This window comes from Rhodococcus cercidiphylli (assembly GCF_033042225.1).
Lineage (GTDB): Bacteria > Actinomycetota > Actinomycetes > Mycobacteriales > Mycobacteriaceae > Rhodococcoides.
In genome coordinates, this window is record NZ_JAWLKE010000005.1 from 484190 (window position 1) to 506296 (window position 22107).

Genomic DNA, 22107 nt, shown 5'->3' on the forward strand with positions numbered 1-22107 from the left:
GTACACGGTTGATGTCCGTCCACGATGCCGTACACCGGGGCGACGTGCCCCCACCTATCGACCTCGCGGGACACATGCGAGAACTCGGCCGGGCACTGCTGCCCGCCGTGATCGTTGCTGTGCTGGTGGGTGCGGGCGTGTTCTACCTCAGGAGCGAACTCACCGAAAAGCAGTACGCCGCGTCGGTCGTGGCCGAGATCGAACCGGCCCAAAGCCTCGTTCCCGGTGACGCGTTCATCGAGCAGATGCGCGCACCGTTCGTGGAATTGGCGACCGATCGCAGCGTGCTCGATCAGGTCCTCACACAGGTCGACTCCGGACTGAACGCTGCCGAGCTGGCGTCGAGCGTAGAACTTTCCCCCGGTACTTCACCTGCACTGCTGACCGTCACGGTGACGACCCGTTCTCCTGAGCTCGCCGCAGATCTGGCTCGCGCGATGGTGTCGACGATGGCAAGTACCAGCACTGCCAACGCGATTCGTGACTCGCGAGAGCGAACCGACGAAGCCCAGTCCGCGATCGACGCGCAACAGGCCCGAGTGGACGCTCTGCCCGCCGACGACCCGAGCCGGCCCGCATCCGTGTCGGAACTGGCCGAACTGCGCACCCGCCTGAGCGAGTTGCAGGCCACTGCGGGCGGAGACCGACTGGTCGTGCTGTCGAACCCCGACCAGAGCACCACACCGGTGTCACCCAAACCGGTCTCGGAGGCACTCGTCGCCGGGCTCGCCGCACTGATCGTTGCAGCCGAACTGATCGTGTTGCTGCGAGGACGTCTCGGACGCAAGCCCTCTCGGTCCTGGGCTCGTCGGGTGTCTCGCAAATACGGAGCGAAATTCGACCCGACGGCGAGCGACACCATGCCGCCCGCCGTGGCCGCGCGAATCGCAGCGCTCGAACGCGGCGATCGCCCCGCTTCCAGGGGTGCTCGACACGCTGCACCCAAGGGCGACAACGTGATCGTCCTGTTGGTCGGCGAGGGCGCTGTGACGGCCTCGACTCACGATCCGGATCGGACAGGCGAACGTCCTCGGGTCACCGAAGAATTCGGGTTGTCGGAGCAGTGGTGGCAGCACACCGACGTGGGCGACGTCGAGACCGTCGTGGTGTTGGTGTCGACACGTGGACGCGACAAGAAGGCGGCAACCGCCGCGCTGCGGCAGCTCGACGAGTTCGACATTCCCGTGCATCTGGTCCTGCAGAGCAAGAACTCGACCCGACGGGTGGAACAGACCGCGCAGACGATCGCACCGGAAGGCCAACGCCATGCCAGCTGACAGAATTGCCGTCGTACACGAAAGATTCACCGAGATCGCCGGATCCGAGCACGTCATCGAACAGCTCGCGCTGCACTGGCCTGCGGCCGAAGTGTTCGCGCCCATCTCTCGGCCCGCCGGGGTTCCGTCGGGAATCGGCCGGGAGCCGCACACGACCGCCCTCAATCGCGTGTACAACGCGTTGGGCCAACGGTCGTACGCACCCGTTCTGCCGATGATGCCGCTCGCCTTTCGGCGCATGCCGCTCAGCGGTTTCGATGCAGTCGTGGTGAGTCACCACGCATTCGCCACTCAAGCCGTGTTCGCCACCGACTCCCCGGTGATCGCCTACGTACACAGCCCGGCACGATGGGCCTGGGACCCCGAACTACGCGCAGGCGAAGGTGGCGGACGAGCAGGAGCAGCGATACTGACGGCACTGTCGGCCGTTGCCCGTCGATGCGAGATCGCTGCCGCCCCGAAACTGAACACCGTGGTGGCCAATTCGACTGCAGTCGCACGTCGCATCGAGGATTGGTGGGGCCGTGACGACGCAGTGGTGGTCCACCCGCCCGTCGACACCGAGGGCTTCGTTCCCGATCCGTCCGTCGAGCGAGAGAACTTCTTCCTCCTCGCCGGACGCCTCGTTCCCTACAAGCGGCCCGATATCGCAGTCCGGGCCGCTGCCGAGGCCGACGTTCCGCTCGTGGTGGCCGGAGACGGACGAGCAATGGACGCCTGCCGTGCACTCGCCGGTCCGAAAACGACCTTCCTGGGCCGAGTTTCACACGAGAAACTCCTCGAACTGCACCGAACGACGCGGGCCCTGTTGATGCCGGGAGTGGAGGACTTCGGCATCGTCCCCGTCGAGTCCATGGCCTGCGGGACTCCCGTGATTGCGCTGGGCGACGGCGGTGCCATGGACTCGGTCGTACCGGGAAAGACCGGAGTGCATGTGCCACCGGGGTCGGACGAGGAAGTCGTCGCCGGATTCGCCGACGCCATGCGCTCGTTCGCTCCCGGAGACTTCGACCGCAGAGAGATTCGCACGTGGGCAGAGGGTTTCTCGAGGGCTCAGTTCCGCAGTCGTATGCAGGAGGTAGTCGATGCGGTCCGCTGAACGCCGATATCGTTCGACCGCACTGGACCGAGTCTTCGCCGACACCCGGATAGTGACTGCCGTCGGCCCCGTTCGTGGCCTGGACATCGAGCGCACACGCGCAACGCTGCGCGCCGCCGAACGTGTCGCCCGGACACCCCACGTTGCGCTCGAACCGCGGTCGGATACACGACAATGGCGCTACCGCAGCGACATCGCCGGAGACAACGTCACGGCCGGCACCGGAGCCACCGAGGATCTGGGCCGCATGCTCACCGACATTCGACGGCGCGACGGTGCGAGAGGACCGCTCGAGGTGATCGTGTTCGAGGACCATCTCGCTGTCGACTACTCGCACGGAATCGGCGACGGCCAGATCGGCGTCATGATGCTGGCGGCTTTCTCCGACGACGCCGATGGGACCCTGGTTCCCGCGCTCGCGACAGGATTACCGGCCAGCGCAACGTGGAAAGCGCTGTGGCGTCACTATTCTCGACATCCGAAGACATTGGCGGACTTCTGGAAGTTGCGCGGTCGCCACCGAGCCGAGGCCGACGGCGATTCTGCTCCACGTCGCAGAATCGAGAACTGGGAGTCCGCGAAGGTCAGCCGCGCCGGGTACATGAACCGAACCCGAGTGGACGAACTCAAGCACTGGACGGCCGAGTACATGCCGGGAGCGACCGCCGCGTCGATCTCGACAGCGCTGTGGAGCGCAGCGCTGCGGGCCGAGGGCGTCGACGTCGACGATCACATCATGGTGTTGTTCAACAGCAGGCGTTATCTCGATCCGGCGCAGCAGAGTTCGCACGGGAACTTTGCCGTCGGCATTCCGCTTCACCTCCCTTCGGGCACGACACCCGTCGGTATCACTGCGGCAATGCGCGAGGTGATCGAATCGGGATGGCCGATAGCGGTGTTGGGAATGTCGCTACTGCGCGATGCTGCGACGCGATTTCGGTCTTCCGCTCGCGCGCAGACCGATTCGGTCGTCGAGGTTCCCGAGACCTTGAGGTTGGCCGTCAGCGACCTCGGGCGACTGCGCGTCTTCGACCACCTCGATTGGGCCGACGACGGCAGGCCGCCGCAGATGGCGGCATCACTCGAGCCCGACGGCCCGGATGGCTGCACCATGCTCATTGCCGAGATTGCGGGTGGGCGGACCTACACGGCATCGTTCTGCAGCAAGATGATCGACGTCGGTGTGGTGGACGCAGCACTGCGGCGCATGTGCGATGACCCCGTCTTGTTACTCCGAGATGCTTTCTGACACAGGAACGGGGCTCGATCATGACCGCTGGATCGACGGTGTTGTTCCTGGCCCACACCGGGCAGGTCTCCGGTGCCGAAAAGGTGCTTCTGGATCTGATCGACGAGGCCGAGCGCCGCGGCTACGACACTGTGATCGCCTGTCCCTCCGGCCCCCTGACCGACCGAGTGCCCACGGCGACGCGACACATCCCCATCGGCGAGCTGGGGCTCGGTGGTGAACGAGGAGCCGCCCGAGGCGTCGCAGCGGCACGCATGTCGGCGCGGTGGGTCACCGCAGCCCGCGCGGTGCGTACGGTTGCCCGGGCGCCGGGCACCGTTACCGTCGTGAACTCACTCTTCGCGCTCCCGGTCGCACGGTTGGCCCGTCCTCCTCGCGGTGCGTCGTGGCTCGTCCACGACACCATGACCTCTGCCAAACAGCGCGTGGTGGTGCGGTTCGCACGGTCGGCCGTTCGCGTCGCAGTCTCGGTATCGGAAGCCACCGCTGTACCCCTGCGCGCGGCCGGACTCCCGGTCGTGGTGTCACACAACGGAGTTCCATGGCCGGTTCCGCGTTTCGGCGGTGAGCTGCACGCCCCGCCGGTCGTCGGCATACTTGCCCTCCTCACGCCGTGGAAGGGCCATCGAGTTCTGCTCGACGCCGTGGCCACACTCCCCGAGATCCGTGTCGAACTCGCCGGCGGCAGCTTCCCCGGTGATCGTGACTACGTCGCAGAACTTCACGAGCGAGCGTCTCGATCGGACCTCGCGGGTCGTGTCGAGTTCCTCGGGCACACGGACGCGAAATCGGCGCTACAGAGATGGGACGTGGTCGTTTCCTCGAGCACGTCGCCGGAGGCGGGTCCGTTGTCGGTGCTCGAAGCGATGTCACACGGGCTGCCGGTGATCGGAACCGACCACGGCGGCACCCACGAGTTCCTCGCCGACGGTGCAGGAATTCTCGTCGAACCCGGCAACGTAGCAGCCCTTGCCGCAGCCATTTCCACGGTCATCGGCGATTCGAACCGACGACGCGCACTCGGGGACACTGCGAGACACCGTGTTGCCAGCCGCCACGACATCGGCCGGACACTGCCCGAACTTCTGGACCGTCTCACCGACTGACAGACCGCCCGACCGCGCGTATTCGGTTAGGAAATCGAACGAAGCCGACCCCCGGCCCCGACGGCTGTGTTTGAATCGGGGCCCGATGGGAACGATGGGGGCTGATATGACTCGCGCCGTGACGAGATCCAACGAGCATTATCAATGGTGTATCGGCGTGATGACCAGCCTCGCGTTGACCACCGCCGTCAAACGCATCGTCTCCGCGGCAGCCCTGGCCATGGCTGTGGTCGTGACCCTCGAGCTCGCATTCGGCTACGGAGCCACGACGGCGACCCCGTCGATCGTGCAGTGGACGTGCATGATCGCCGCGTACATCATGGGCGCGTTCTGGTGGTTCGGTCCATGGCCGACGCTCGGGCAGGCGTTCGCCTTCGTCGTCATCGCCAACTTCGCAATTTTCGGTGCCACCATCACGGCAGATTTCGCACCCGAGGTCACGCTCGGCAAATGCGCGTTCCTCATCCCGATCGGCATGCTGGTCGGCTTCTTCTTCGACAAGTGGCGGCTGGCCACCCACATTGCTCTCTGCCTGCTCGGCACCACCGTCGTCGCGGTCTATATCGTCGTCGAACGCGGTGTGGATACGTTCGTGGCGGTGGTTCTGTGGGCTCCGATCGTCGTCTCCTTCACCGGCTTCGCCCTGCTGCTGCAGGCAACCACCCAATCCATGCGTCTGGAGTTCGAGTAACCGACATGCGAACCTTCTCCCTCCCCCACACCGGGACCGAAGTCTCGAGCATCGTGCTGGGGTTCATGCGAATCACCGATCTGGACGACGACCGGATCAGGAGATTGGTGGCCACCGCGCTCGACGTGGGCGTGACGGTGTTCGACCACGCCGACATCTACGGCGGGTCACCGCACACGTGCGAGAAACGATTCGGCGATGCGGTGACGTTGACCCCGTCGCAGCGCGAGCGCATCAGCATCCAGAGCAAGGTGGGCATTCGCGAGGGCTGGTTCGACTTCTCCAAGGACCACATCGTCACCACGGTCGAGGCGTCACTCGGAGCCCTCGGCGTCGATCACCTGGACACCCTTCTGTTGCATCGGCCGGACACCCTCGTCGAGCCGGAGGAGGTCGCAGCAGCGTTCGACGACCTGCACGCGTCGGGCAAGGTCTTGGGCTTCGGCGTCTCCAATCACACACCCGGACAGATCGAGTTGCTGAAAACGGCTGTCGATCAACCCATTCTGTTCGATCAAGTTCAGTTGAGCATCGTGCACTCGCCGTTGATCGCGGCGGGCCTGACCGCCAACATGGGCACCGAGGACCAGTCGATCGACCGCGACAACGGTCTACTGGACTACGCACGAACGCGCGGCATCACCTTGCAGGCGTGGTCACCGTTCCAGAGCGGGACGCCGTCCGGCGTGTTCGTGGGCGACCGCGAGAACTACCCGGATCTGAACGTGGCACTGGACGAGATCGCTGACGTCTACGGGTCGACGCCGTCGGCGGTGGCAACGGCCTGGATCACCAGGCACCCGGCCGATATCCAGGTCGTGCTCGGTACCACCAGTCCTGATCGAGTCGTCGAAGCCGCCGGGGGTTCGGACCTACGGCTGACCAGGCAGGAGTGGTACCGCCTGTTCCGGACGGCGGGCCACACACTGCCCTGAACGACGCTCAGCTGCGTCACATCCGCCGTTACCTCATCGTTACCGACTAGCTATCGGTCCGTGATGATCAGGCCTCGATTCGGTGACGTTGCGCTGTCAGGATTGCCGCACGGCATGCACTGGAACCTGTAGCCCTCGGGTTCCACCCCGTGCACGTCGGTCGTTAGGCCATCCGAACTGAGAGGTTCGCACCGTGACTGTCACCGACCGCTTCGATTCTCGCCTCGCACATGTCGGGCGCGGCAACGCTCATTACTTCATCGGCACCGAGCTTTACTCCCCTCGTCTGACTGTCGTCCGCGCGACGGGCGATCTCGACCATGGGTCTCGTGCCGATCTGGCGCAGGCGATCGATGAGGCCCTGCGCGGCGAATCGGTTGTGCTGCTCGACTTGTCGGCAGTGACGTTCATGTACACGGGGTCTGCGTCCGTGGTCCTCGACGCTGTAGCCCGCAGCGCTGGCCGCCTCGAGGTCTTCGCTCCGACGCGGCCCGCGCGCATCGTTCTCGACGCACTGGGCGCGGCGACAATCGGGGCGGATCCGCGCGCTGCCTGACCGGTGGAGGTTTGCGGTCCGGCCGATTCGGCAAACCCGAGGAGGACAGCGACTCCGGACGGCACATGTGCCGCGAGTCGTCTCCACGGAATCGAAGCGGCTCGTTCGACTTGCCGCGTGGAGCATTTCACGCACACCGAGGCAAGGATCGACAATGTCCGACCAGTTCAGCAAATCCGACCCCACCAGCGCGTTTCCGATGCCCGATCGGGCCGAACAGGGTCGTCTCGAGCACCCCGGACTGACCCGCGACATGGTCACCGCTCCCGATCACGGCGAGGATTCCTACCGTGGATCGGATCGCCTGCACGGCCGTAAAGCATTGATCACCGGCGGTGACTCGGGTATCGGCCGTGCCGTTGCGCTGGCATTCGCGCGCGAGGGTGCCGATGTCGTCATCGCACACCTCGAATCCGAAGGTCCGGACGCGCAGACCACTGTCGACCTCATCGAGGGATCAGGCCGCGCAGGTAGAGCCATCGCCTGTGATCTCACCGACGAGTCGCAGTGCGTGCAATTGGTCGACACCGCGTCCGAGGTTCTCGGCGGGCTCGACATCGTCGTCAACAACGCCGCGTTTCAGATGGCGCAGATGGGCGGCATCGCAAACATCACCACCGAGCAGTTCGATCGCGTACTCAAGACCAACTTGTACGCCCTGTTCTGGATCTCGAAACGCGCTGCCGAAATCATGGACGCGGGTTCCACCATCATCAACACCACCTCGATCCAGGCATCGAATCCCTCTCCCGAGTTGATGGACTACGCCACCACCAAGGCCGGAATCGTGGCGTTCACCAAGGGTCTCGCCGGCGATCTCGCCGAACGCGGAATTCGCGTCAATGCCGTTGCACCCGGGCCTATTTGGACGCCGCTGATCCCGGCCACGATGCCGGCGGAGAAGTACGAGAAGTTCGGCGAGACCGTCCCGCTGGGACGACCGGGTCAACCCGCCGAGCTGGCACCGGCTTATGTCTTCCTGGCATCGAACGAATCGAGCTACATCACCGGCGAGACCATCGCGGTCACCGGCGGCACGCCGTTCAACTGATCTTGTCGCCCTCTGCGGTGTCGCGCCACGCAAGTAGCACACCGTTTCCCTCGGGTCGTCGCCACGGTAGGAACAATGCGACGGCAAGCGCACATGCCACAGCGGCACCGACGGTCACGAACGACGCGAGCTGAAAGCCCTCCAGCGAGGCCGCTTTCATCGCGTGGATCAGGTCAGCCTTCTGCGTCGCGAAGATCGGGTCGGTGGGCGCTTTCACGATTTCGATGACGCTGACGACCGTTTCGCGAGCGAACGCCTTTTGGTAAGGCTCCATTATCGCGTCGGGTATCGCGTCGATCTTCGGACTCACCTGTGAGGTGTAGATCGACGCGACGATCGATCCCAGCACGGCGACTCCGAGCGTTCCGCCGACCTCTCGGGTGGTGTCGTTCACCGCGGAGCCCGCACCTGCTTCGTCGAGCGTCACCGAGGACATGATCGACTCGGTGGCCGGGCCCTGCACGATCGCCAAGCCGAGGCCCATCAGCACCATCGAGACGAGAACCAGTCCCAGATAGGGCGTTTCGACCTCCACCTGACCTGCGATGAACATCCCGATGCTCATCACCATCAGCCCGAAAACGATCACCGCCGTGGTTCCGATGCGTTGCGCAATGATCGTCGCCAGCGGCGCTCCGATGGCGATGGATACTGCGAAGGGCAGTGAGTGAACGCCGAACTGCAGTGGGGTCAACTCCATCACACCCTGGAAGTACTGGGTGATCATGAACAGGAAGCCGAACATACCGAAGTACGCCACGGCAATGGCCAAGGCGGGCAGTGAGAATCGTCGGTTCCGAAACAGGTTCAAGTCCAGTACCGGAGCCGGTGTCCGCAGCTCCCACCAGACGAACGCGACGATGGCTGCCGATCCTGCCAGATATGCTCCGATGCTCGTTGCAGACAGCCAACCATTGTGTGGCGCTTCGATGATTGCCCAGACCAGCACGGTGATGCCGGCCAACGACAGCGCGATACCCAGGGGGTCGTACTTCCCGACGTGCTCTGCTCTGGACTCCGGTACGCACGCCAGCGCGGCCACCAGAACGAGCAGTGCCACAGGAACATTGATCCAGAACACCGAGTGCCACGAGAAGTGCTCGAGCAGAAACCCACCGGCAGTCGGGCCGATTGCGATGGCAAAGCCCGCCATGGCAGTCCAGGCCGCAATGGCCAGCGCTCGCTCCCTGGCATCGGTGAAGATGTTGATGATCAGAGCAAGGGTCGCCGGAAACACCGCGGCCGCACACACTCCCATGGCCGCCCTCGCGGCGACCACCTGCCCCAGATCGGCGGCGACAGCGCCGCCGATCGACATCACAGCGATGCCCGCCAGTCCGAAAATCATGACCTTCTTGCGGCCGTAGCGATCGCCGAGGTGACCGAACGCCAACAGCAGTCCGGCGAACGTCAGTGTGTATGCGTCGACGACCCACTGCAGGCCGCTCATATCGGCACGTAGCTGCAGTCCCATCGAGGGCAGCGCGACGTTGACGACGGTGTTGTCCAAGACGACGAGCAGCTCGGCTGCGCAGATCACGATCAGCGCGAGGTATCGCCGACGGAACTGCGGCAACTTCACTGGCTGACTGGAGGTGGTGGGTGACGACATCGGAATCCCTTCGACTATGACGGTCGGCATAGTTCCTGAAGGGAAGTTAGCTGTAACTAGTAGTTATAGCAACATCGCCCGGCTCTTCCCGGTCGACGTCAGCGGCCCGCCGAGGCCTCCAGAACCGCCTCTAGCAGCGCCGACAACTCCCCCTCGGTCCGATCCAGAGCCGTGGTCGAGCGCTGCGCCTTGGCCATGATCAGCGCACCTTCGATGGCCGCGATCGCAAAGGTCGCCAACGCGTACGACCGCTCGCGAGTCAATCCGCGCTGCCACAGGGACGCCGCGATCACGTCCTCCCAGGACGAGAAGGACTCACCCGCCGCGGCAACCGCCTGCGGCGCATGCAGCCCCTCGAGCGCGGCCGGCGCGACGGGACACCCCGCCACGAAATCCGTGGCCAGCAGTTCGCTGCGGAATCCCTCGAGAATGGCCCGTACGGTCGCCGACGGACCGGCCGACGCCAGGCCGGCCGAGATCATCGCGCTCATCTCGGCTCCCGCAGTACGCGTGGCCTCTTCCACCAACTGAGGCTTGCCGCGGGGAAAGTGGTGATAGATCGAGCCGCGGGGAGCGCCCGCGTGATCGATGACGTCGGCCAGCGAGGTGGCGTCGACGCCGCGTCGACGAAACAGCTGGGCAGCGCTGCGCAGCATGTCGTCCCGAGCACTGCTTCGATTCGTCATCCGAACCCCTCCCACGGACGCCACAATGATTGACGTGACGTCTCGTTACACCTACAGTCGTTCTGTAGCTATGTTGTCCATCATAGCTGGAGCCGCAGTCCCGGAACCGGAGCAACGCATGTCCCCTGACACCGACGTGATCGACCTGAGCAGCCCGCTCACCCTCGCCTGCGGGCAGATCCTGCCGAATCGTGTGATGAAGGCAGCGCTCAGCGAAGGACTGTCCACCGCCGAGCACGGCCCGGACTCCCGCCTCGAAACGCTGTACCGCCAGTGGGGCGCCGGCGGCTACGGCCTGGTGGTGACCGGCAACGTGATGGTCGATCGGTCCCATCTCGGCGAACCGGGCAATGTCGTCATCGAGGACGACCGAGACCGTGATGCGCTGGCCCGTTGGGCGAAAGCGACGTCCGACGGCGGTGCCCCCATCTGGATGCAGCTCAATCACCCCGGCCGGCAGGCCAATCCGATCGTCACTCGCACCAAGCCCGTTGCACCGTCCGCCATCGCCCCCAACATTCCGGGCATCCCGGCACCTCGCGCGTTGAGCGAGAACGAGATTCACGACATCATCGGCCGATTCGCCACTGCGGCGGCCGTGGCCGAGACGGCCGGTTTCGACGGCGTCCAGATCCACGGCGCGCACGGCTACCTGGTTTCGCAGTTCCTCTCCCCTCTGTCGAACAGGCGCGACGACTCCTGGGGCGGCGACCTCGACGGACGCATGCGGTTCGTGATCGAAGTCGTCCGCGCAATCAGAGCGGCGGTGTCGCCGAGTTTCGCGGTGGGAATCAAGCTGAACTCGGCGGACTTCCAACGCGGCGGGTTCAGCGAGGAAGAATCACGCATCACCGTCGAGCATCTCGTTCGGGAATCGATAGATCTGATCGAAATCAGCGGCGGCAGTTACGAATCACCCGCGATGATGGGCACCGCGAGCACCCGCGATCGTGAGGCGTACTTCCTGGAGTACGCGCGGACCGTGCGCGACGCGGCCGGAACAGTGCCATTGGCGGTCACCGGCGGCTTCCGTACCCGCTCGGTCATGAGCGCGGCAGTGCAATCGGGTGAGTGCGACATGGTCGGTCTCGGCCGTCCGACCGCCCTCGCCCCGGCCGTCGCGACATCGCTGGTCGACGGCACAGTCGATCGAGTCGAATCGCCGCGCGTGGCTCTGCGCGTCCTGTCGAAGTCCAGCGCGTTCAAGCAGATCAACGGCGCTCTCGATCTGCAGTGGCACACCGACCAGTTGCAGCTCATCGGCGCTGGGCAGCAGCCGAATTCGAGCCGCCCGGCATGGAAGACTGCGGCCACGATGCTGCAGCGCAACGGCTGGGACGCGTTCCGTAATCGTCGAGGCTCCGCTCGGGTGGACACCTCTGCTGCCGTGACGAAGTTTCGCCGCGAGCGCTTGATCGGAAAGTATGTCGCCAATCCCATCGTGAACGGATTGACGTCGCTGGGAGTGACGACCTCCCTGGTGACCGACCTCGAGACCATAGGACGCAAGACCGGGCTCGCCCGTCGCGTGCCGGTGTCGGCGGCATTCGACGATTCCGGTGCGTGGCTGGTGTCGCAGCACGGCACCAGGTCCGGTTGGGGCGCAAACATCACAGACGAGCCCAGAATCCGAATTCGCGTGGGCAACCGATGGCGCACTGGCACAGCCACATTCGTTCCCGATGACGATGTCGTCGTCAGAGCGCGGTCGTTCTCCGGCAATCCCGTCCTCGGACGCATCATCGGAGCCGGCTTCCGAGCGCTCCAGACCGATCCGATCTCGGTCCGCATCGAGTTCGACGACTGACCGGTTCTTCACTTCCGACTTAGGTTTGCTTTACTTAACTAGTGAAGACTCTCCCCCTCGCGCCCGTAACCGTTGCCGCATTTGTTGCCGTATCGCTGATCACGTCGTGCAGTTCCGCTGCCGAACCGGCGGACGACGCGGCAGGCCGACCGGTCGCCACACAGTTCGGGACGATCGTGGTGCCGGAACGGATCGACTCGGTGGTTGTGATCGACGGCCGACGCGATCTCGACATCGCGCTGGCCTTCGACCTACCCATAGTCGGGATGCCGGTGGAAACCGAGGCTCCGCCGGAGATGGCCGGGCCGCTGACCGAACCGACTCGGATGTTGCTCGCCGACGGCGTGCCGGAGCTGTATCCCCGCAACACGGTCGACCTCGAGGCGGTCGCGCGAGTCGCGCCGGATCTGATCATCGGGCGCGACGAAGTGGTCGAGGAGATATACGGCCAGCTCAGCGACATCGCACCGGTGCTGCCGGTGGGGTCCACCGGCAGCGGTGTCAGCTGGCAACAGGACGTGACCACGGTAGGTGATGCACTGAACCTGCAGGACCGAGCGGCAACGATCGTGGCCGAGTACGACTCTCGCGTCGACGAGCTCATCGTGCGGCATGCCGACGCGATCGCGAACACCGCGGTCCTGCCGATCAGTACGTCCGAGGAAGGTGGAATTTCGGTGGGCAGGCAACGAGTGCCGTCCATCGTGCTCGGAGACGTGGGAGCCCGGTTCGCCTCCGCTTGGAACGACGCCGATCCCGAAATCGAGTACGGCCCCGAGAATGTCACTGCCGCATCCGACGCGGTGGCCATGATTGCCGCCATCACGTCCGAGCAGGATCTGCAGGCGATGAACGCCAACCCGCTCTGGACCGGATTGCCGGCGGTGCGCACCGACCGCATCGTCCGGACCGACAAGTTCACCAACGACGGCGGCCCGCTGACCGCGCTGTGGACCCTCGGCCTGGTGGAGAAGCTCTACGCCCCGAGCTGACCGAGATGCATAATCGGTCGATGGCACCTACCCCCACAGGAACGTTGCGCAGCACCGACACCGGCGTCGCTCTCGAGCTGACCAGAACCATCTCGGCTCCGCGTGAGGACGTGTGGGCACGCCTCACCGAATCGTCCCGGACGGCACAGTGGTTCGGTCCGTGGGAGCGGATCTCGCACAACACCATTCGCGTCACGATGGCATTCGAGCAGGGTGCGCCCGCGTCGGACATGATCATCGACGCGTGTGAGCCGCCGGGCCTCCTGGCAGTGCGGATGACCGGCGAAGTCGAATGGCCACTGGAGGTCCGTCTGACCGAGACAGGCCCTGCGACCGTTCTCGTGCTTGTGCACAGCTGCACGAGCACGGACGGTCTGGGCGACATCGGACCGGGGTGGGAGTACTACCTCGACATGTTCGTCGCCGCCGGAAACGGCGACCCGCACCCGAGTTTCGACGATTACTACCCATCACAGCAGGAGTACTACTCGTCTGTTCGCCCGCGGTGAATCAGTGCTTGCGTAGCGCGTCGATCAGCTCTTCCTTGTTCAGCTTGGAATAGCCCTCGAGACCCAATTCCTTGGCTCGCTCGGTCAATTCGTCGACCGTCCAGTCCTCGTAGGATCCGGATTCTCCACCCTTCCTACCGATCTGATCTCGCCCTTTCTTCGCGGCGGCGTTCGAGATGCGGGCGGCCTTCTCCTTCGAGTTGCCTTCCTCGCGGAGCCTGTCGTACAGGCCCTGGTCCTTCAGCTGTGGCTGGTCTTCGGTTTCGCTCTTCTTCGCCGGCATCGGAACTTCCTTTCATTGGTTAGTGTCGAAGCGCTACCCGGTCTGCACGGCGACAAACCTCGCTCGACGTCGCGGATCGGGTGTGTGTTTCGAGTTCCATCGGGTAAGCGATCGGGATGCATTCGGATCGACCGCAATCGGTAAGCCGAGACACAACCGGCAACGACGACACCACCGACGCAGACGACGCGCCGCTCTCGGTGGGGGTGGTCAGTGACGACGGCTTCGCGGCGACGGTGGCGTCTGCCATTGTCGCCAAGTTGCCCGATCACGCGAAAATCGACGGGCAGCGGCGAGAGATCCGCGTGTCCCGAGCATCGGTGCCACTCCCGCCCACCGCAACCGGTGCGGCCCCGCTGGGACAGTGGCTCGCGTCGGTGAAGGCCGACGCCGACTACGACATCGTGTTGTGTGTGTCGGAGGTTCCTCGCCGTCTCGGGTCGCGTCCGGTGATCGCCGAGACCCGTGACGGTACGACCGGCGCGCTGTACGTGCCCTCCTTCGGAACGCTGGCAGTTCGACGACGTGCCGTCTCGGCTGCACTGGCCGTGTTGCACGAGTTGATCGAAGCCGACGATTCGTCGCGACCACCGCGGAGGTACTTCGAGTCTCGCTGGGCTTCCAGTGATTCCGAGGAGGGCGACGAGGTGCTGCTGACGTCGAGCATCTTCGGTCGAATCAGGTTGGTGTCGGGGATGATTCGATGCAATCGTCCGTGGCGATTGGTTCCGACGTTGTCGGGCGCACTCGCTGCCGCGAGCGCGGCGTCCGCCTTCGGCGTGTTCTATGCCAGCATCTGGCAGATGGCAGCGTCGATGAGCCTCGGCCGACTGGCCATGATCGGGCTCACCGCAGTGATCGCCATGACCGTCTGGATCATCTTTCCCAACGGCCTGTGGGAGAGGCGATCGTTCCGAAGTTCCACGATCGACCGCTGGATGTACAACGCAGCCACCGTGGGAACCGTTCTGACCGGCGCTCTCTGTATGTACGCGCTGTTGTTCGCCGTGGTGCTGGGCTCGGCGGCGGTCGTTATCTCACCGGAATTCCTGGCAATGCAGATCGGTCGTACCGCGACTCTGGGCGACTATTTTTCCCTCGCGTGGCTCGCTGCGTCGCTGGGCACGGTGGCCGGTGCAGTCGGGTCGTCGGTGGCAGATCGCGAGGACATTCTCGGTGCCACCTACGGTCATCGCGAGTTGATTCGTCGTCGGTCGGCCACCTCCTCGTCCTGAAAATCGCCACGTGGTTCGCGTTGTGAGCTAGAACAAGAAAAACTGGGTACGTTCGGGATATGCCATACCTTGATCGCGTTGCGGACGTGTTCGTGCTGAACCTCGGAACTCGGGGCGTCGAAGACAGCGAAAATCGCATGAGCCCCGACTGGGTTGCCGAGATCAATGCACTGCTCGACGAGGTGGAGTCCTCCTCCGGCCCGGCTGCCCTGGTCACGACGGCAACCGGCAAGTTCTTCTCCACCGGCGTTGATCTGTCGTGGGGTGCCGACAACCTCGATCAGATCAATCGGTTCATCGGCACCGTGCAGGAGATGCTGGTGCGCTTCCTGACGTTCCCGATGCAGACCGTCGCCGCCATGCAGGGTCACACCTACGGCGGTGCCGCGTTCTTCGTGATGGCACACGACCACCGCATCATGCGTTCCGATCGCGGCTTCCTGTGCTTCCCCGGCGTCAACATCGGGGCGACCTACAGCCCCGGAACCGTCGACATGGTGCGAGCGAGGTTGGCCCCGCACGCCTTTCACGAGGCGCTCACCACCGGACGTCGCTACGGCGGTGGCGACGCCATGGCGCTCGGTCTGGTCGACGCCGTCTCGACGCAGGAGCGTGTGCGCGACGACGCCATCGCCCGCGCAGCCGCGTTGGCCGGCACCCGCGGTGAGGTACTGGGCGAGATCAAACGCACCATGTACGCCGGTGAGGTCCGTTCCCTGCTGACCCCTGTCGCAGGCGTCGACGAAATGGAATGGGTCTCGAACTAGGCGGAGTTGTCAGTGCACCACCAGAACCGGGCATTCGGAGTGATGCACCAAGTTCTGGCTCACTGATCCCAATATCGCTGCTGTGAAACGATTTCGGCCGCGGCTTCCCACTACCAACACCTGGGACGTAGCGGAGATCGACCGAAGTTCGTGTGCCGCCGAGGCACCGACGGACACGGCCCGAACCGGCACCGTCGGATACTTGTCCCGGTAGGTGTCGACGTTGGCCTGCAACCACTTTCGTTCTGCCTCACGAAGGTGCTGCCAGTCGACCGAGGGGCCGTAGTCGAGTTGATCGGTTTCGTGCACGGCACCCACGTGGACGGCGAGCAGTTCCGCACCCAGGATGCTCGCCATCTCGAACGCTGCCGACAGTGCGCGCTTCGATGGCTCCGATCCATCGACCCCCACCGCGACAGGGGCCGGCTCGGCCCCGGAGTCGTCGCGACGCTCGTGCCATACCAGCACCGGGCAGGTCGCGGCGTTGACGATTGCCGTCGTCGAGTACCCGAAGACGATGTCGCGCAACGGCCCCGACTCGCACGCGCCCACGACGAGCATCGCCGCGTCCGCGGAGAGTGCCTTCGCCATACGTGCGGCCGGCAGCTCGGACACCTCCGATTCGACCGTCACATGGGGATCGACTCCGTGCACGACGTCGACGGCGCGGGCGAGTACGCCTTCACCCTCCTGCCGCAGCCGGGTGGGGAAGTCGGTGGTGTTCAGCTCGGCGGCGACGGCCGCACTCCACTCGTCCTTCGGTGCACCGTGGACGAGGTGCACCGATGTCGATGCCGCCCGGGCGAAATGCGCCGCCCATTCGGCCACCCCCTTGTCCGTGGGCGAGCCGTCGACCACGACCGCGAGCGGTCCGTCGAATGTGGTTGCCGCGATCGTGTGGTCCATCGTTCCTCCGTTGGCCGAAGACGGTTTCTACGTCGTCTCCCACGATCGCTGCCCTGGCGACGCGCCACTAGGGTATTTGGCCACCGGTGTGACGGGTATTTCGGGTCGAGGCCGCTACGCCCCGGCAACCAGGGGCGCCACTTCGGTGCCGAGTAGCTCGATGCCGCGCAGCAGGTCGCTGTGTGCCAGCCGCGGATTGGTCATCTGCAACGACAGTCGATCCACTCCGCCCAGTTGTTCGCTCACTCGCTGAATCTTGTCGGCCACCGTCTTCGGATCTCCCATGAAGAACGCACCGTTGGGACCGGCGGTGGCGTCGAACTGCTGCCGACTGGGCCGCGCGAATCCGCGCTCCCGAGAGATCTTGGTGAACATCTCGTTCCAGCCGGGGTAGATGGTGTCTGCTGCGGCCGTCGTGGTCTCGGCAACGAAGCCGAACACGTGCAGGCCCACCTTCAGCTGCTCCGGCGGATGGCCCGCCTGCGCTCCGGCGCGACGGTAGAGGTCGACGAGCGGGGCGAACTGTCGTGGTTCTCCGCCGATGATGGCGATCATCAGTGGGAGCCCCAGAAGCCCTGCGCGAGCGAAGGACTCGGGCGTCCCACCGACCCCAACCCAGATCGGCAGCGGATCCTGCAGCGGACGTGGGTAGATGCCCTGACGGTTCAGCGCCGGGCGGTGCCGACCGGACCAGGTCACCTCGACGTTGTCACGGATCTGCAGCAGGAGGTCGAGCTTCTCGGCGAACAGCGAGTCGTAATCGGCCAGGTCGAGACCGAACAGCGGGAACGACTCGGTGAAGGATCCGCGTCCCACGACGAGATCGATCCGGCCCTTGGAGATCAGATCGAGGGTGGCGAACTCCTGGAAGACCCGGACCGGATCGTCGGCGCTGAGCACTTTGACTGCGCTGCCGAGCCGAATGTTCTCGGTCCGCGCGGCTGCTGCAGCGAGAATGATCGACGGAGCCGAGTCGTAGTACTCGCTGCGGTGGTGCTCGCCGATACCGAACGAGTAGAGCCCGACCTGATCTGCGAGGGCGATCTCTTCCAGTAGGTGACCCATTCGCTCCTCGGGAGCGATCACCCGACCGTCGGTCGGGTCGGTCACGGAAGAGACGAAACTGTCTACGCCCAGATGCATGGTGGGACCTTTCGATTCGGGATGGTCGACTCCAACAGCATCGGTGAAGATTCAATTATTCCGATGGGTGTCGAGTTGGCAGCTACTCGCCCCATCGTTTCAGCTCGTCCGCCGCGTAGTACATCTGCTGTGATGCGCCGAAACGAACGAGCAACTGCTGCTTGTCCTCGTAGAACCAGACCACGGTTCCGTACATACCTGCCATGGGCCCACTCAGCGGTGTGACTCCGTCGCCCACCTCGAATCCATACATACGTGCACCGTACCGATCGAGGGTGCCGAAATCGGACACCCAGCGTTCGGCTTATCGGCGTCCGCGTTTGCGTGCGCGACGCTCGTCGAGCTTCCGCTTGCCGTAGCCCCACGTGACGCGGCCCAGACCCTCGAAGAGTCGGCTGGAGAGACTTCTGCGGCCACTCATACGGCGGCCCCGTTTCCGATGACGGTCATTCTCGGTCCCTTTCTCTGAGGCAGTAGAACCTTGCGACTGGCCGGTGAAGTGATCCGGCACGATCGATAAGTCGAATCGGAACGGAGCAACCACACATCGGACCCGCGTGATCTACATCACGTACGACGTCTCGATCGTCGAGCTACGCCCGTGTGACAAGTCGATCCATCCACCCGATCAGCTCGGGGTAGGCAGCGACGTTCGCGGCCGTGTGGTCGACTGCGGACACCCAACCGGTTCCGAAGTCGAACTCCCGGACGGTGATGTCGGTGGCGCCTGCGGCGCGCCAACGCTGCACCAGGATTCGGCTCTGCTCGATCTCGACGGAGGTGTCGTGGACGCCGTGCACGATCATCACGGGTGCGACGGGCGCAGTGAACCCGATGGTGTTCTCCTGCGTCATCGGACCCAGCACGGGCCCGGTCATGAGCGTTCCCAGGGAAGAGCCGTCAGCAGTGAGGTCCTCGGATCGCAACGGTCCGTAGGTGAGAGCGTCGACCGTGCAGAAATCCTGTGCCGCATCGAGCGCTGCCCGTCCTCGATCGTTGAACAGAGCCCGAATCTGTTCGGCCCGGTCGGGGTGAGCGCCGATCAGACCGCCGATCGTGTACAGCATCGTCGCGGCGGACTCGGAGCCGTCCTGGCCCACGACGCGCAGCACAGGATCGGTAGGTGCGGCACCGACGAATGCACCGACCACGGACACATCGGGCGCGTAGGTGGACGCGAGTTCCGCAGCAGCGGCCGACGCGACGCCGCCCGCCGAGTATCCGTAGAGCACGACAGGCGCGTCGGTCTCCCCTGCCGCAGCCCGTGCCGAGTCCAGCACGGCGCGGGCACTGGCGACCCGACCCAGAAACTCGTATTCGCCGGGGGTTCCCAGCCCTTGATAGTCCGTCGTGACCACCTGGTACCCCTGCGCCAGTAGTGGCAGCAGTGCCGGCATCGTGGTTGTCAGTCCCAGCTCCGACGAGCCCGAGCAACGATCGGCAACCCCGTAACTGCCTGGCGCATAAGCGATCACGGGCCGGGGCCCGGGACCGGACCACGCACGCGTCGGCGTGACCAGCAGCCCCGACACAGCCACCGCACGATCGCGGGGATCGGCCGACCGGTACAGAATGCGCTCGGTGTGCGATCCCAGAACGTCCAGCTGTGGCACGGATTCTCGGCGCAGGATGAACCCGGGTGCGTATGCCTCCAGGCCTACGACGGGCTCACTGTAGAAATCGGCACCGCCGGGAGCCGCCGAGGCGGGTGCGGTCGAGAGAGCGAGGCACCCGACAAGAACGGACAGGGCGAGGGTGACGAAAGGCAGTCTCATGTCGCGAGCCAGTATGCGGTCCGAAGTGCGGGTCCGCATTCTGTATTCGCGGATTTGCGGCACCCACGTCTTGGTCGGTGATACACCACAAAAAATGCCCCTGCCAGCGTTTCCACTGGCAAGGGCATTCGTTGTGCGCCATCAGGGATTCGAACCCCGGACCCGCTGATTAAGAGTCAGCTGCTCTAACCAACTGAGCTAATGGCGCCGATCCGCACCGCGTGTTCTCTGCGGTGCGGGAGAAACATTAACAGCAGATGCCGCCAGATGTGAAATCGGCTGGTCGGAGCACCTGTCGCGTCAGTTGAAGATCCTGCGAACCACGAGAACTGCCACCACTGCGCCCACTCCGAGGAGGGTGAACTTCACTGCCGGCTCGTTGAGCTTGGCCACCACGGACTGCTTGGTGTTGGCGACGATGTTCTTGGGGCTGGCACGGACGCTCAGCTCGTCCAGGGTGCTGGCGAGCTGATTGCGAGCGGCCTCGATCTCGCGCTCGATTCGGTCGGTGTCCTTGGCCACGTGTCCTCCAACTTGTTGCAAATAGTCTCGGTCGCAGTCGAGCCTAGAGCACGGCGATATTTCGATACTCTCGTGCAGTGACCGAATACAGCAAGCTCGAGCCGGGCGACCCCGCTCCGGCGTTCACCCTGCCCGATGCCGACGGCAACGACGTCTCCCTCGCCGACTACGCAGGCAAGAAGGTGATCGTGTACTTCTACCCCGCCGCGAGCACCCCGGGCTGCACCAAGCAGGCCTGCGACTTCCGCGACAGTCTCGCCGAGCTCAACGGTGAAGGCCTCGAAGTCATCGGCATCTCCCCCGACAAGCCGGCCAAGCTCGCCAAGTTCCGCGACAAGGAAGAGCTGACGTTCCCGCTGCTCTCCGACGAGGAGAAGACGACCCTGCAGGCGTGGGGCGCATTCGGGGAGAAGAAGAACTACGGCAAGGTCTACGAGGGCGTCATTCGCTCCACGTTCCTCGTCGACGAGGAAGGCAAGATCGAGGTGGCGCAGTACAACGTCCGCGCCACCGGCCACGTCGCCAAGCTCCGCCGCGATCTAGCTGTCTGACCCTGCGAGCCGCTGCAGGAACAACGCCTCGGCGACGGCCATCTTCTCGATTTCCGTCGGGTCCACGCTCTCGTTGGGAGCGTGGATCCGGCACCGAGGCTCCTCGACGCCCATCAGCACGATCTCGGCGTCCGGCAGCACCTGAGCCAATGCGTTGCACAGCGGAATCGACCCGCCCTGGCCTGCCGTCCCCATGGGATGCCCGAAGGCCTCCTCCAACGCTTCGGACAGCGCCGCGTAACCCGGCCCATCGGTTCCGGCCCGAAACGGCGACCCGATGGCCTCACGCTCGACGGTGACCCGCGCATTCCAGGGCGTACGCGCCTCCAGATGAGCCACCAACGCATCCTGAGCCCGCTGCGGATCCATCCCGGGCGGCACCCGCAAATTGAGCCGTGCCGACGCACGAGGCGAGATCGCCGCAGCCGACCCCACGACCGGCGGGCAGTCGATCCCCAGGATCGTCAGAGCGGGCCGCGCCCACACCGCCTCGGCCACCGAACCCGAACCCGCCAGCCCGACGCCATCGAGCACGCCGGCATCGGCACGGAACTGCTCGGCGTCGTACTCGACCCCGTCCCAGGTCTGCGTTCCGTCGAGTCCGTCGACCACGGTGTCGCCGTGCTCGTTGCGCAACGTCGAGAGCACCTGCACCAGTGCGGCGAGCGCATCGGGTGCTGGCCCGCCGTACATGCCCGAGTGCACCTCTCCGGCAAGGGTTTCCACATGCACCACCACGTTGGCGATACCGCGGAGCGTGGTGGTGACCGTCGGCAAGCCCACCTGTGCGTTGCCGGTATCGGCGATGACCACCATGTCTGCCGAGAACAGTTCGGGGCGCTGTTCCACGAGCGCTTCCAACCCGCCGGTGCCCATCTCTTCCGAACCCTCGCAGACGATCCGCACGCCGACCTCGAGCGACTCCCCCAGCGCCCGTAGCGCCAGCAGATGCATGATCACGTTGCCCTTGCAGTCGGCCGAACCCCGTCCGTACCAACGACCGTCCCGCTCGGTCAGCTCGAAAGGCTTACTGTCCCAGAGTTTTCCGTCACCCGGAGGTTGAACGTCGTAGTGCGAGTACAGCAGAACGGTCGGTGCTCCTGCCCGAGCCGGCCGTGAACCGACGACGGCCAGTGAGCCGTCGATCGTCTCGATCAGCTGCACGTCCGGAATGCCAGCGTCGACGAAGGCCCGTTGCACCCACTGCGCCGCACCGGTGCATTCCTCGACCGGAAACTGCCGTGGATCGTGCACCGAGGTGAAGCGGACCAACTCTGCCAACTCGGATTTCGCTCGGGGCATCTGCGATGCGATCGCAGATCGAACGTCGACGGGACGCGCATCGGCGGGCATGA

23 protein-coding genes and 1 tRNA gene are annotated in these 22107 nt (G+C 64.8%); 14 read left to right on the plus strand and 10 right to left on the minus strand.

The window, feature by feature from the left end; all coding sequences use genetic code 11:
* Nucleotides 1-44 precede the first annotated feature (44 nt).
* The 8 genes from R3P95_RS15480 to R3P95_RS15515 all read left to right on the plus strand — a co-directional run bounded on the left by R3P95_RS15480 (nt 45) and on the right by R3P95_RS15515 (nt 7964).
* A complete protein-coding gene (locus R3P95_RS15480; protein ID WP_317548741.1) occupies nt 45-1277 on the plus strand; it encodes a YveK family protein in 1233 nt (410 codons plus the stop codon).
* On the plus strand, nt 1267-2376 hold the full coding sequence (locus R3P95_RS15485) for a glycosyltransferase (RefSeq protein WP_149406301.1): 1110 nt from the start codon (nt 1267-1269) through the stop codon (nt 2374-2376). Before R3P95_RS15480 ends, R3P95_RS15485 begins: the two co-directional genes overlap by 11 nt.
* Nucleotides 2363-3625: a hypothetical protein gene (locus R3P95_RS15490; RefSeq protein ID WP_317548742.1), complete on the plus strand. Its 1263-nt coding sequence runs from the start codon at nt 2363-2365 to the stop codon at nt 3623-3625. Before R3P95_RS15485 ends, R3P95_RS15490 begins: the two co-directional genes overlap by 14 nt.
* Nucleotides 3626-3645: 20 nt before the next feature.
* Nucleotides 3646-4731: a glycosyltransferase family 4 protein gene (locus R3P95_RS15495; RefSeq protein ID WP_317548743.1), complete on the plus strand. Its 1086-nt coding sequence runs from the start codon at nt 3646-3648 to the stop codon at nt 4729-4731.
* Nucleotides 4732-4891: 160 nt separating this feature from the next.
* Nucleotides 4892-5422 carry a giguanylate cyclase gene (locus R3P95_RS15500; RefSeq protein ID WP_317548784.1) on the plus strand — a complete coding sequence of 177 codons (531 nt, stop codon included), beginning with the start codon at nt 4892-4894 and terminating at the stop codon, nt 5420-5422.
* Between the two features lie 5 nt (nt 5423-5427).
* Nucleotides 5428-6357, plus strand: coding sequence for an aldo/keto reductase (locus R3P95_RS15505; RefSeq protein WP_317532833.1), 930 nt, complete (start codon nt 5428-5430; stop codon nt 6355-6357).
* A 193-nt stretch (nt 6358-6550) separates the two neighbouring features.
* Nucleotides 6551-6913 carry an STAS domain-containing protein gene (locus tag R3P95_RS15510; protein ID WP_317532834.1) on the plus strand — a complete coding sequence of 121 codons (363 nt, stop codon included), beginning with the start codon at nt 6551-6553 and terminating at the stop codon, nt 6911-6913.
* 154 nt (nt 6914-7067) lie between these two features.
* The gene (locus tag R3P95_RS15515) at nt 7068-7964 is read left to right on the plus strand and encodes an SDR family oxidoreductase (protein ID WP_317548744.1); all 897 of its coding nucleotides are present in this window, start codon (nt 7068-7070) and stop codon (nt 7962-7964) included.
* Here the strand turns inward: R3P95_RS15515 and R3P95_RS15520 are convergent.
* Both R3P95_RS15520 and R3P95_RS15525 read right to left on the minus strand, forming a co-directional pair.
* Nucleotides 7957-9576 (minus strand): MFS transporter, encoded by a 1620-nt coding sequence (locus R3P95_RS15520; RefSeq protein WP_317548745.1) that lies wholly within the window; start codon nt 9574-9576, stop codon nt 7957-7959. The genes R3P95_RS15515 and R3P95_RS15520 overlap by 8 nt on opposite strands.
* Before the next feature lie 98 nt (nt 9577-9674).
* Nucleotides 9675-10262, minus strand: coding sequence for a TetR/AcrR family transcriptional regulator (locus tag R3P95_RS15525; RefSeq protein ID WP_262498397.1), 588 nt, complete (start codon nt 10260-10262; stop codon nt 9675-9677).
* A 118-nt stretch (nt 10263-10380) separates the two neighbouring features.
* Between R3P95_RS15525 and R3P95_RS15530 the strand changes: the two genes are divergently transcribed.
* Genes R3P95_RS15530 through R3P95_RS15540 form a run of 3 tightly spaced genes read left to right on the plus strand, consistent with a single transcriptional unit; the run spans nt 10381 to nt 13570 of the window.
* Nucleotides 10381-12069, plus strand: a complete 1689-nt coding sequence (locus R3P95_RS15530) for a nitroreductase family deazaflavin-dependent oxidoreductase (RefSeq protein ID WP_149406308.1) — start codon at nt 10381-10383, stop codon at nt 12067-12069.
* Nucleotides 12070-12110: 41 nt separating this feature from the next.
* Nucleotides 12111-13061 (plus strand): ABC transporter substrate-binding protein, encoded by a 951-nt coding sequence (locus tag R3P95_RS15535; RefSeq protein ID WP_262498398.1) that lies wholly within the window; start codon nt 12111-12113, stop codon nt 13059-13061.
* Nucleotides 13062-13081: 20 nt separating this feature from the next.
* Entirely contained in the window at nt 13082-13570 is a 489-nt protein-coding gene (locus tag R3P95_RS15540; protein WP_317548748.1) for an SRPBCC family protein, read from the plus strand.
* Nucleotide 13571: 1 nt separating this feature from the next.
* Here the strand turns inward: R3P95_RS15540 and R3P95_RS15545 are convergent, their stop codons facing one another.
* The gene (locus tag R3P95_RS15545; protein ID WP_149406310.1) at nt 13572-13853 is read right to left on the minus strand and encodes a Rho termination factor N-terminal domain-containing protein; all 282 of its coding nucleotides are present in this window, start codon (nt 13851-13853) and stop codon (nt 13572-13574) included.
* A 116-nt stretch (nt 13854-13969) separates the two neighbouring features.
* On the opposite strand from R3P95_RS15545, the gene R3P95_RS15550 reads away from it, so the two are divergent.
* A complete protein-coding gene (locus tag R3P95_RS15550) occupies nt 13970-15088 on the plus strand; it encodes a hypothetical protein (protein ID WP_317548749.1) in 1119 nt (372 codons plus the stop codon).
* Nucleotides 15089-15147: 59 nt separating this feature from the next.
* On the plus strand, nt 15148-15855 hold the full coding sequence (locus R3P95_RS15555; RefSeq protein WP_283347868.1) for an enoyl-CoA hydratase/isomerase family protein: 708 nt from the start codon (nt 15148-15150) through the stop codon (nt 15853-15855).
* Between the two features lie 9 nt (nt 15856-15864).
* Here R3P95_RS15555 and R3P95_RS15560 read toward each other — a convergent pair whose 3' ends face one another.
* The 6 genes from R3P95_RS15560 to R3P95_RS15585 all read right to left on the minus strand — a co-directional run bounded on the left by R3P95_RS15560 (nt 15865) and on the right by R3P95_RS15585 (nt 20201).
* The gene (locus R3P95_RS15560) at nt 15865-16761 is read right to left on the minus strand and encodes a universal stress protein (RefSeq protein WP_317548750.1); all 897 of its coding nucleotides are present in this window, start codon (nt 16759-16761) and stop codon (nt 15865-15867) included.
* A gap of 114 nt (nt 16762-16875) precedes the next feature.
* Nucleotides 16876-17904, minus strand: coding sequence for an LLM class flavin-dependent oxidoreductase (locus tag R3P95_RS15565; protein ID WP_149406313.1), 1029 nt, complete (start codon nt 17902-17904; stop codon nt 16876-16878).
* 82 nt (nt 17905-17986) lie between these two features.
* Nucleotides 17987-18157, minus strand: coding sequence for a KOW domain-containing RNA-binding protein (locus R3P95_RS15570; RefSeq protein ID WP_156516187.1), 171 nt, complete (start codon nt 18155-18157; stop codon nt 17987-17989).
* Between the two features lie 340 nt (nt 18158-18497).
* The gene (locus tag R3P95_RS15575; protein ID WP_188078669.1) at nt 18498-19679 is read right to left on the minus strand and encodes a lipase family protein; all 1182 of its coding nucleotides are present in this window, start codon (nt 19677-19679) and stop codon (nt 18498-18500) included.
* A 134-nt stretch (nt 19680-19813) separates the two neighbouring features.
* Nucleotides 19814-19887: transfer RNA gene (locus R3P95_RS15580), tRNA-Lys, on the minus strand.
* A gap of 92 nt (nt 19888-19979) precedes the next feature.
* Entirely contained in the window at nt 19980-20201 is a 222-nt protein-coding gene (locus R3P95_RS15585) for a DUF3618 domain-containing protein (RefSeq protein ID WP_032375974.1), read from the minus strand.
* Between the two features lie 77 nt (nt 20202-20278).
* On the opposite strand from R3P95_RS15585, the gene bcp reads away from it, so the two are divergent.
* Nucleotides 20279-20752 (plus strand): thioredoxin-dependent thiol peroxidase, encoded by a 474-nt coding sequence (gene bcp / locus R3P95_RS15590; RefSeq protein ID WP_317532845.1) that lies wholly within the window; start codon nt 20279-20281, stop codon nt 20750-20752.
* Here bcp and R3P95_RS15595 read toward each other — a convergent pair.
* On the minus strand, nt 20741-22105 hold the full coding sequence (locus R3P95_RS15595) for a dipeptidase (protein WP_317548751.1): 1365 nt from the start codon (nt 22103-22105) through the stop codon (nt 20741-20743). The genes bcp and R3P95_RS15595 overlap by 12 nt on opposite strands.
* Between the last annotated feature and the right edge of the window lie 2 nt (nt 22106-22107).

Coding starts and splice junctions, on each gene's coding strand:
- R3P95_RS15550 (WP_317548749.1), top strand. CDS start 13,970: ATGCATTCGGATCGACCGCAATCGGTAAGCCGAGACACAACCGGCAAC.
- R3P95_RS15575 (WP_188078669.1), bottom strand. CDS start 19,679: ATGAGACTGCCTTTCGTCACCCTCGCCCTGTCCGTTCTTGTCGGGTGC.
- R3P95_RS15565 (WP_149406313.1), bottom strand. CDS start 17,904: ATGCATCTGGGCGTAGACAGTTTCGTCTCTTCCGTGACCGACCCGACC.
- R3P95_RS15555 (WP_283347868.1), top strand. CDS start 15,148: ATGCCATACCTTGATCGCGTTGCGGACGTGTTCGTGCTGAACCTCGGA.
- R3P95_RS15545 (WP_149406310.1), bottom strand. CDS start 13,853: ATGCCGGCGAAGAAGAGCGAAACCGAAGACCAGCCACAGCTGAAGGAC.
- R3P95_RS15525 (WP_262498397.1), bottom strand. CDS start 10,262: ATGACGAATCGAAGCAGTGCTCGGGACGACATGCTGCGCAGCGCTGCC.
- R3P95_RS15560 (WP_317548750.1), bottom strand. CDS start 16,761: ATGGACCACACGATCGCGGCAACCACATTCGACGGACCGCTCGCGGTC.
- R3P95_RS15530 (WP_149406308.1), top strand. CDS start 10,381: ATGTCCCCTGACACCGACGTGATCGACCTGAGCAGCCCGCTCACCCTC.
- R3P95_RS15505 (WP_317532833.1), top strand. CDS start 5,428: ATGCGAACCTTCTCCCTCCCCCACACCGGGACCGAAGTCTCGAGCATC.
- R3P95_RS15515 (WP_317548744.1), top strand. CDS start 7,068: ATGTCCGACCAGTTCAGCAAATCCGACCCCACCAGCGCGTTTCCGATG.
- R3P95_RS15595 (WP_317548751.1), bottom strand. CDS start 22,105: ATGCCCGCCGATGCGCGTCCCGTCGACGTTCGATCTGCGATCGCATCG.
- R3P95_RS15520 (WP_317548745.1), bottom strand. CDS start 9,576: ATGTCGTCACCCACCACCTCCAGTCAGCCAGTGAAGTTGCCGCAGTTC.
- R3P95_RS15490 (WP_317548742.1), top strand. CDS start 2,363: ATGCGGTCCGCTGAACGCCGATATCGTTCGACCGCACTGGACCGAGTC.
- R3P95_RS15495 (WP_317548743.1), top strand. CDS start 3,646: ATGACCGCTGGATCGACGGTGTTGTTCCTGGCCCACACCGGGCAGGTC.
- R3P95_RS15570 (WP_156516187.1), bottom strand. CDS start 18,157: ATGTATGGATTCGAGGTGGGCGACGGAGTCACACCGCTGAGTGGGCCC.
- R3P95_RS15500 (WP_317548784.1), top strand. CDS start 4,892: ATGACCAGCCTCGCGTTGACCACCGCCGTCAAACGCATCGTCTCCGCG.
- R3P95_RS15540 (WP_317548748.1), top strand. CDS start 13,082: ATGGCACCTACCCCCACAGGAACGTTGCGCAGCACCGACACCGGCGTC.
- R3P95_RS15485 (WP_149406301.1), top strand. CDS start 1,267: ATGCCAGCTGACAGAATTGCCGTCGTACACGAAAGATTCACCGAGATC.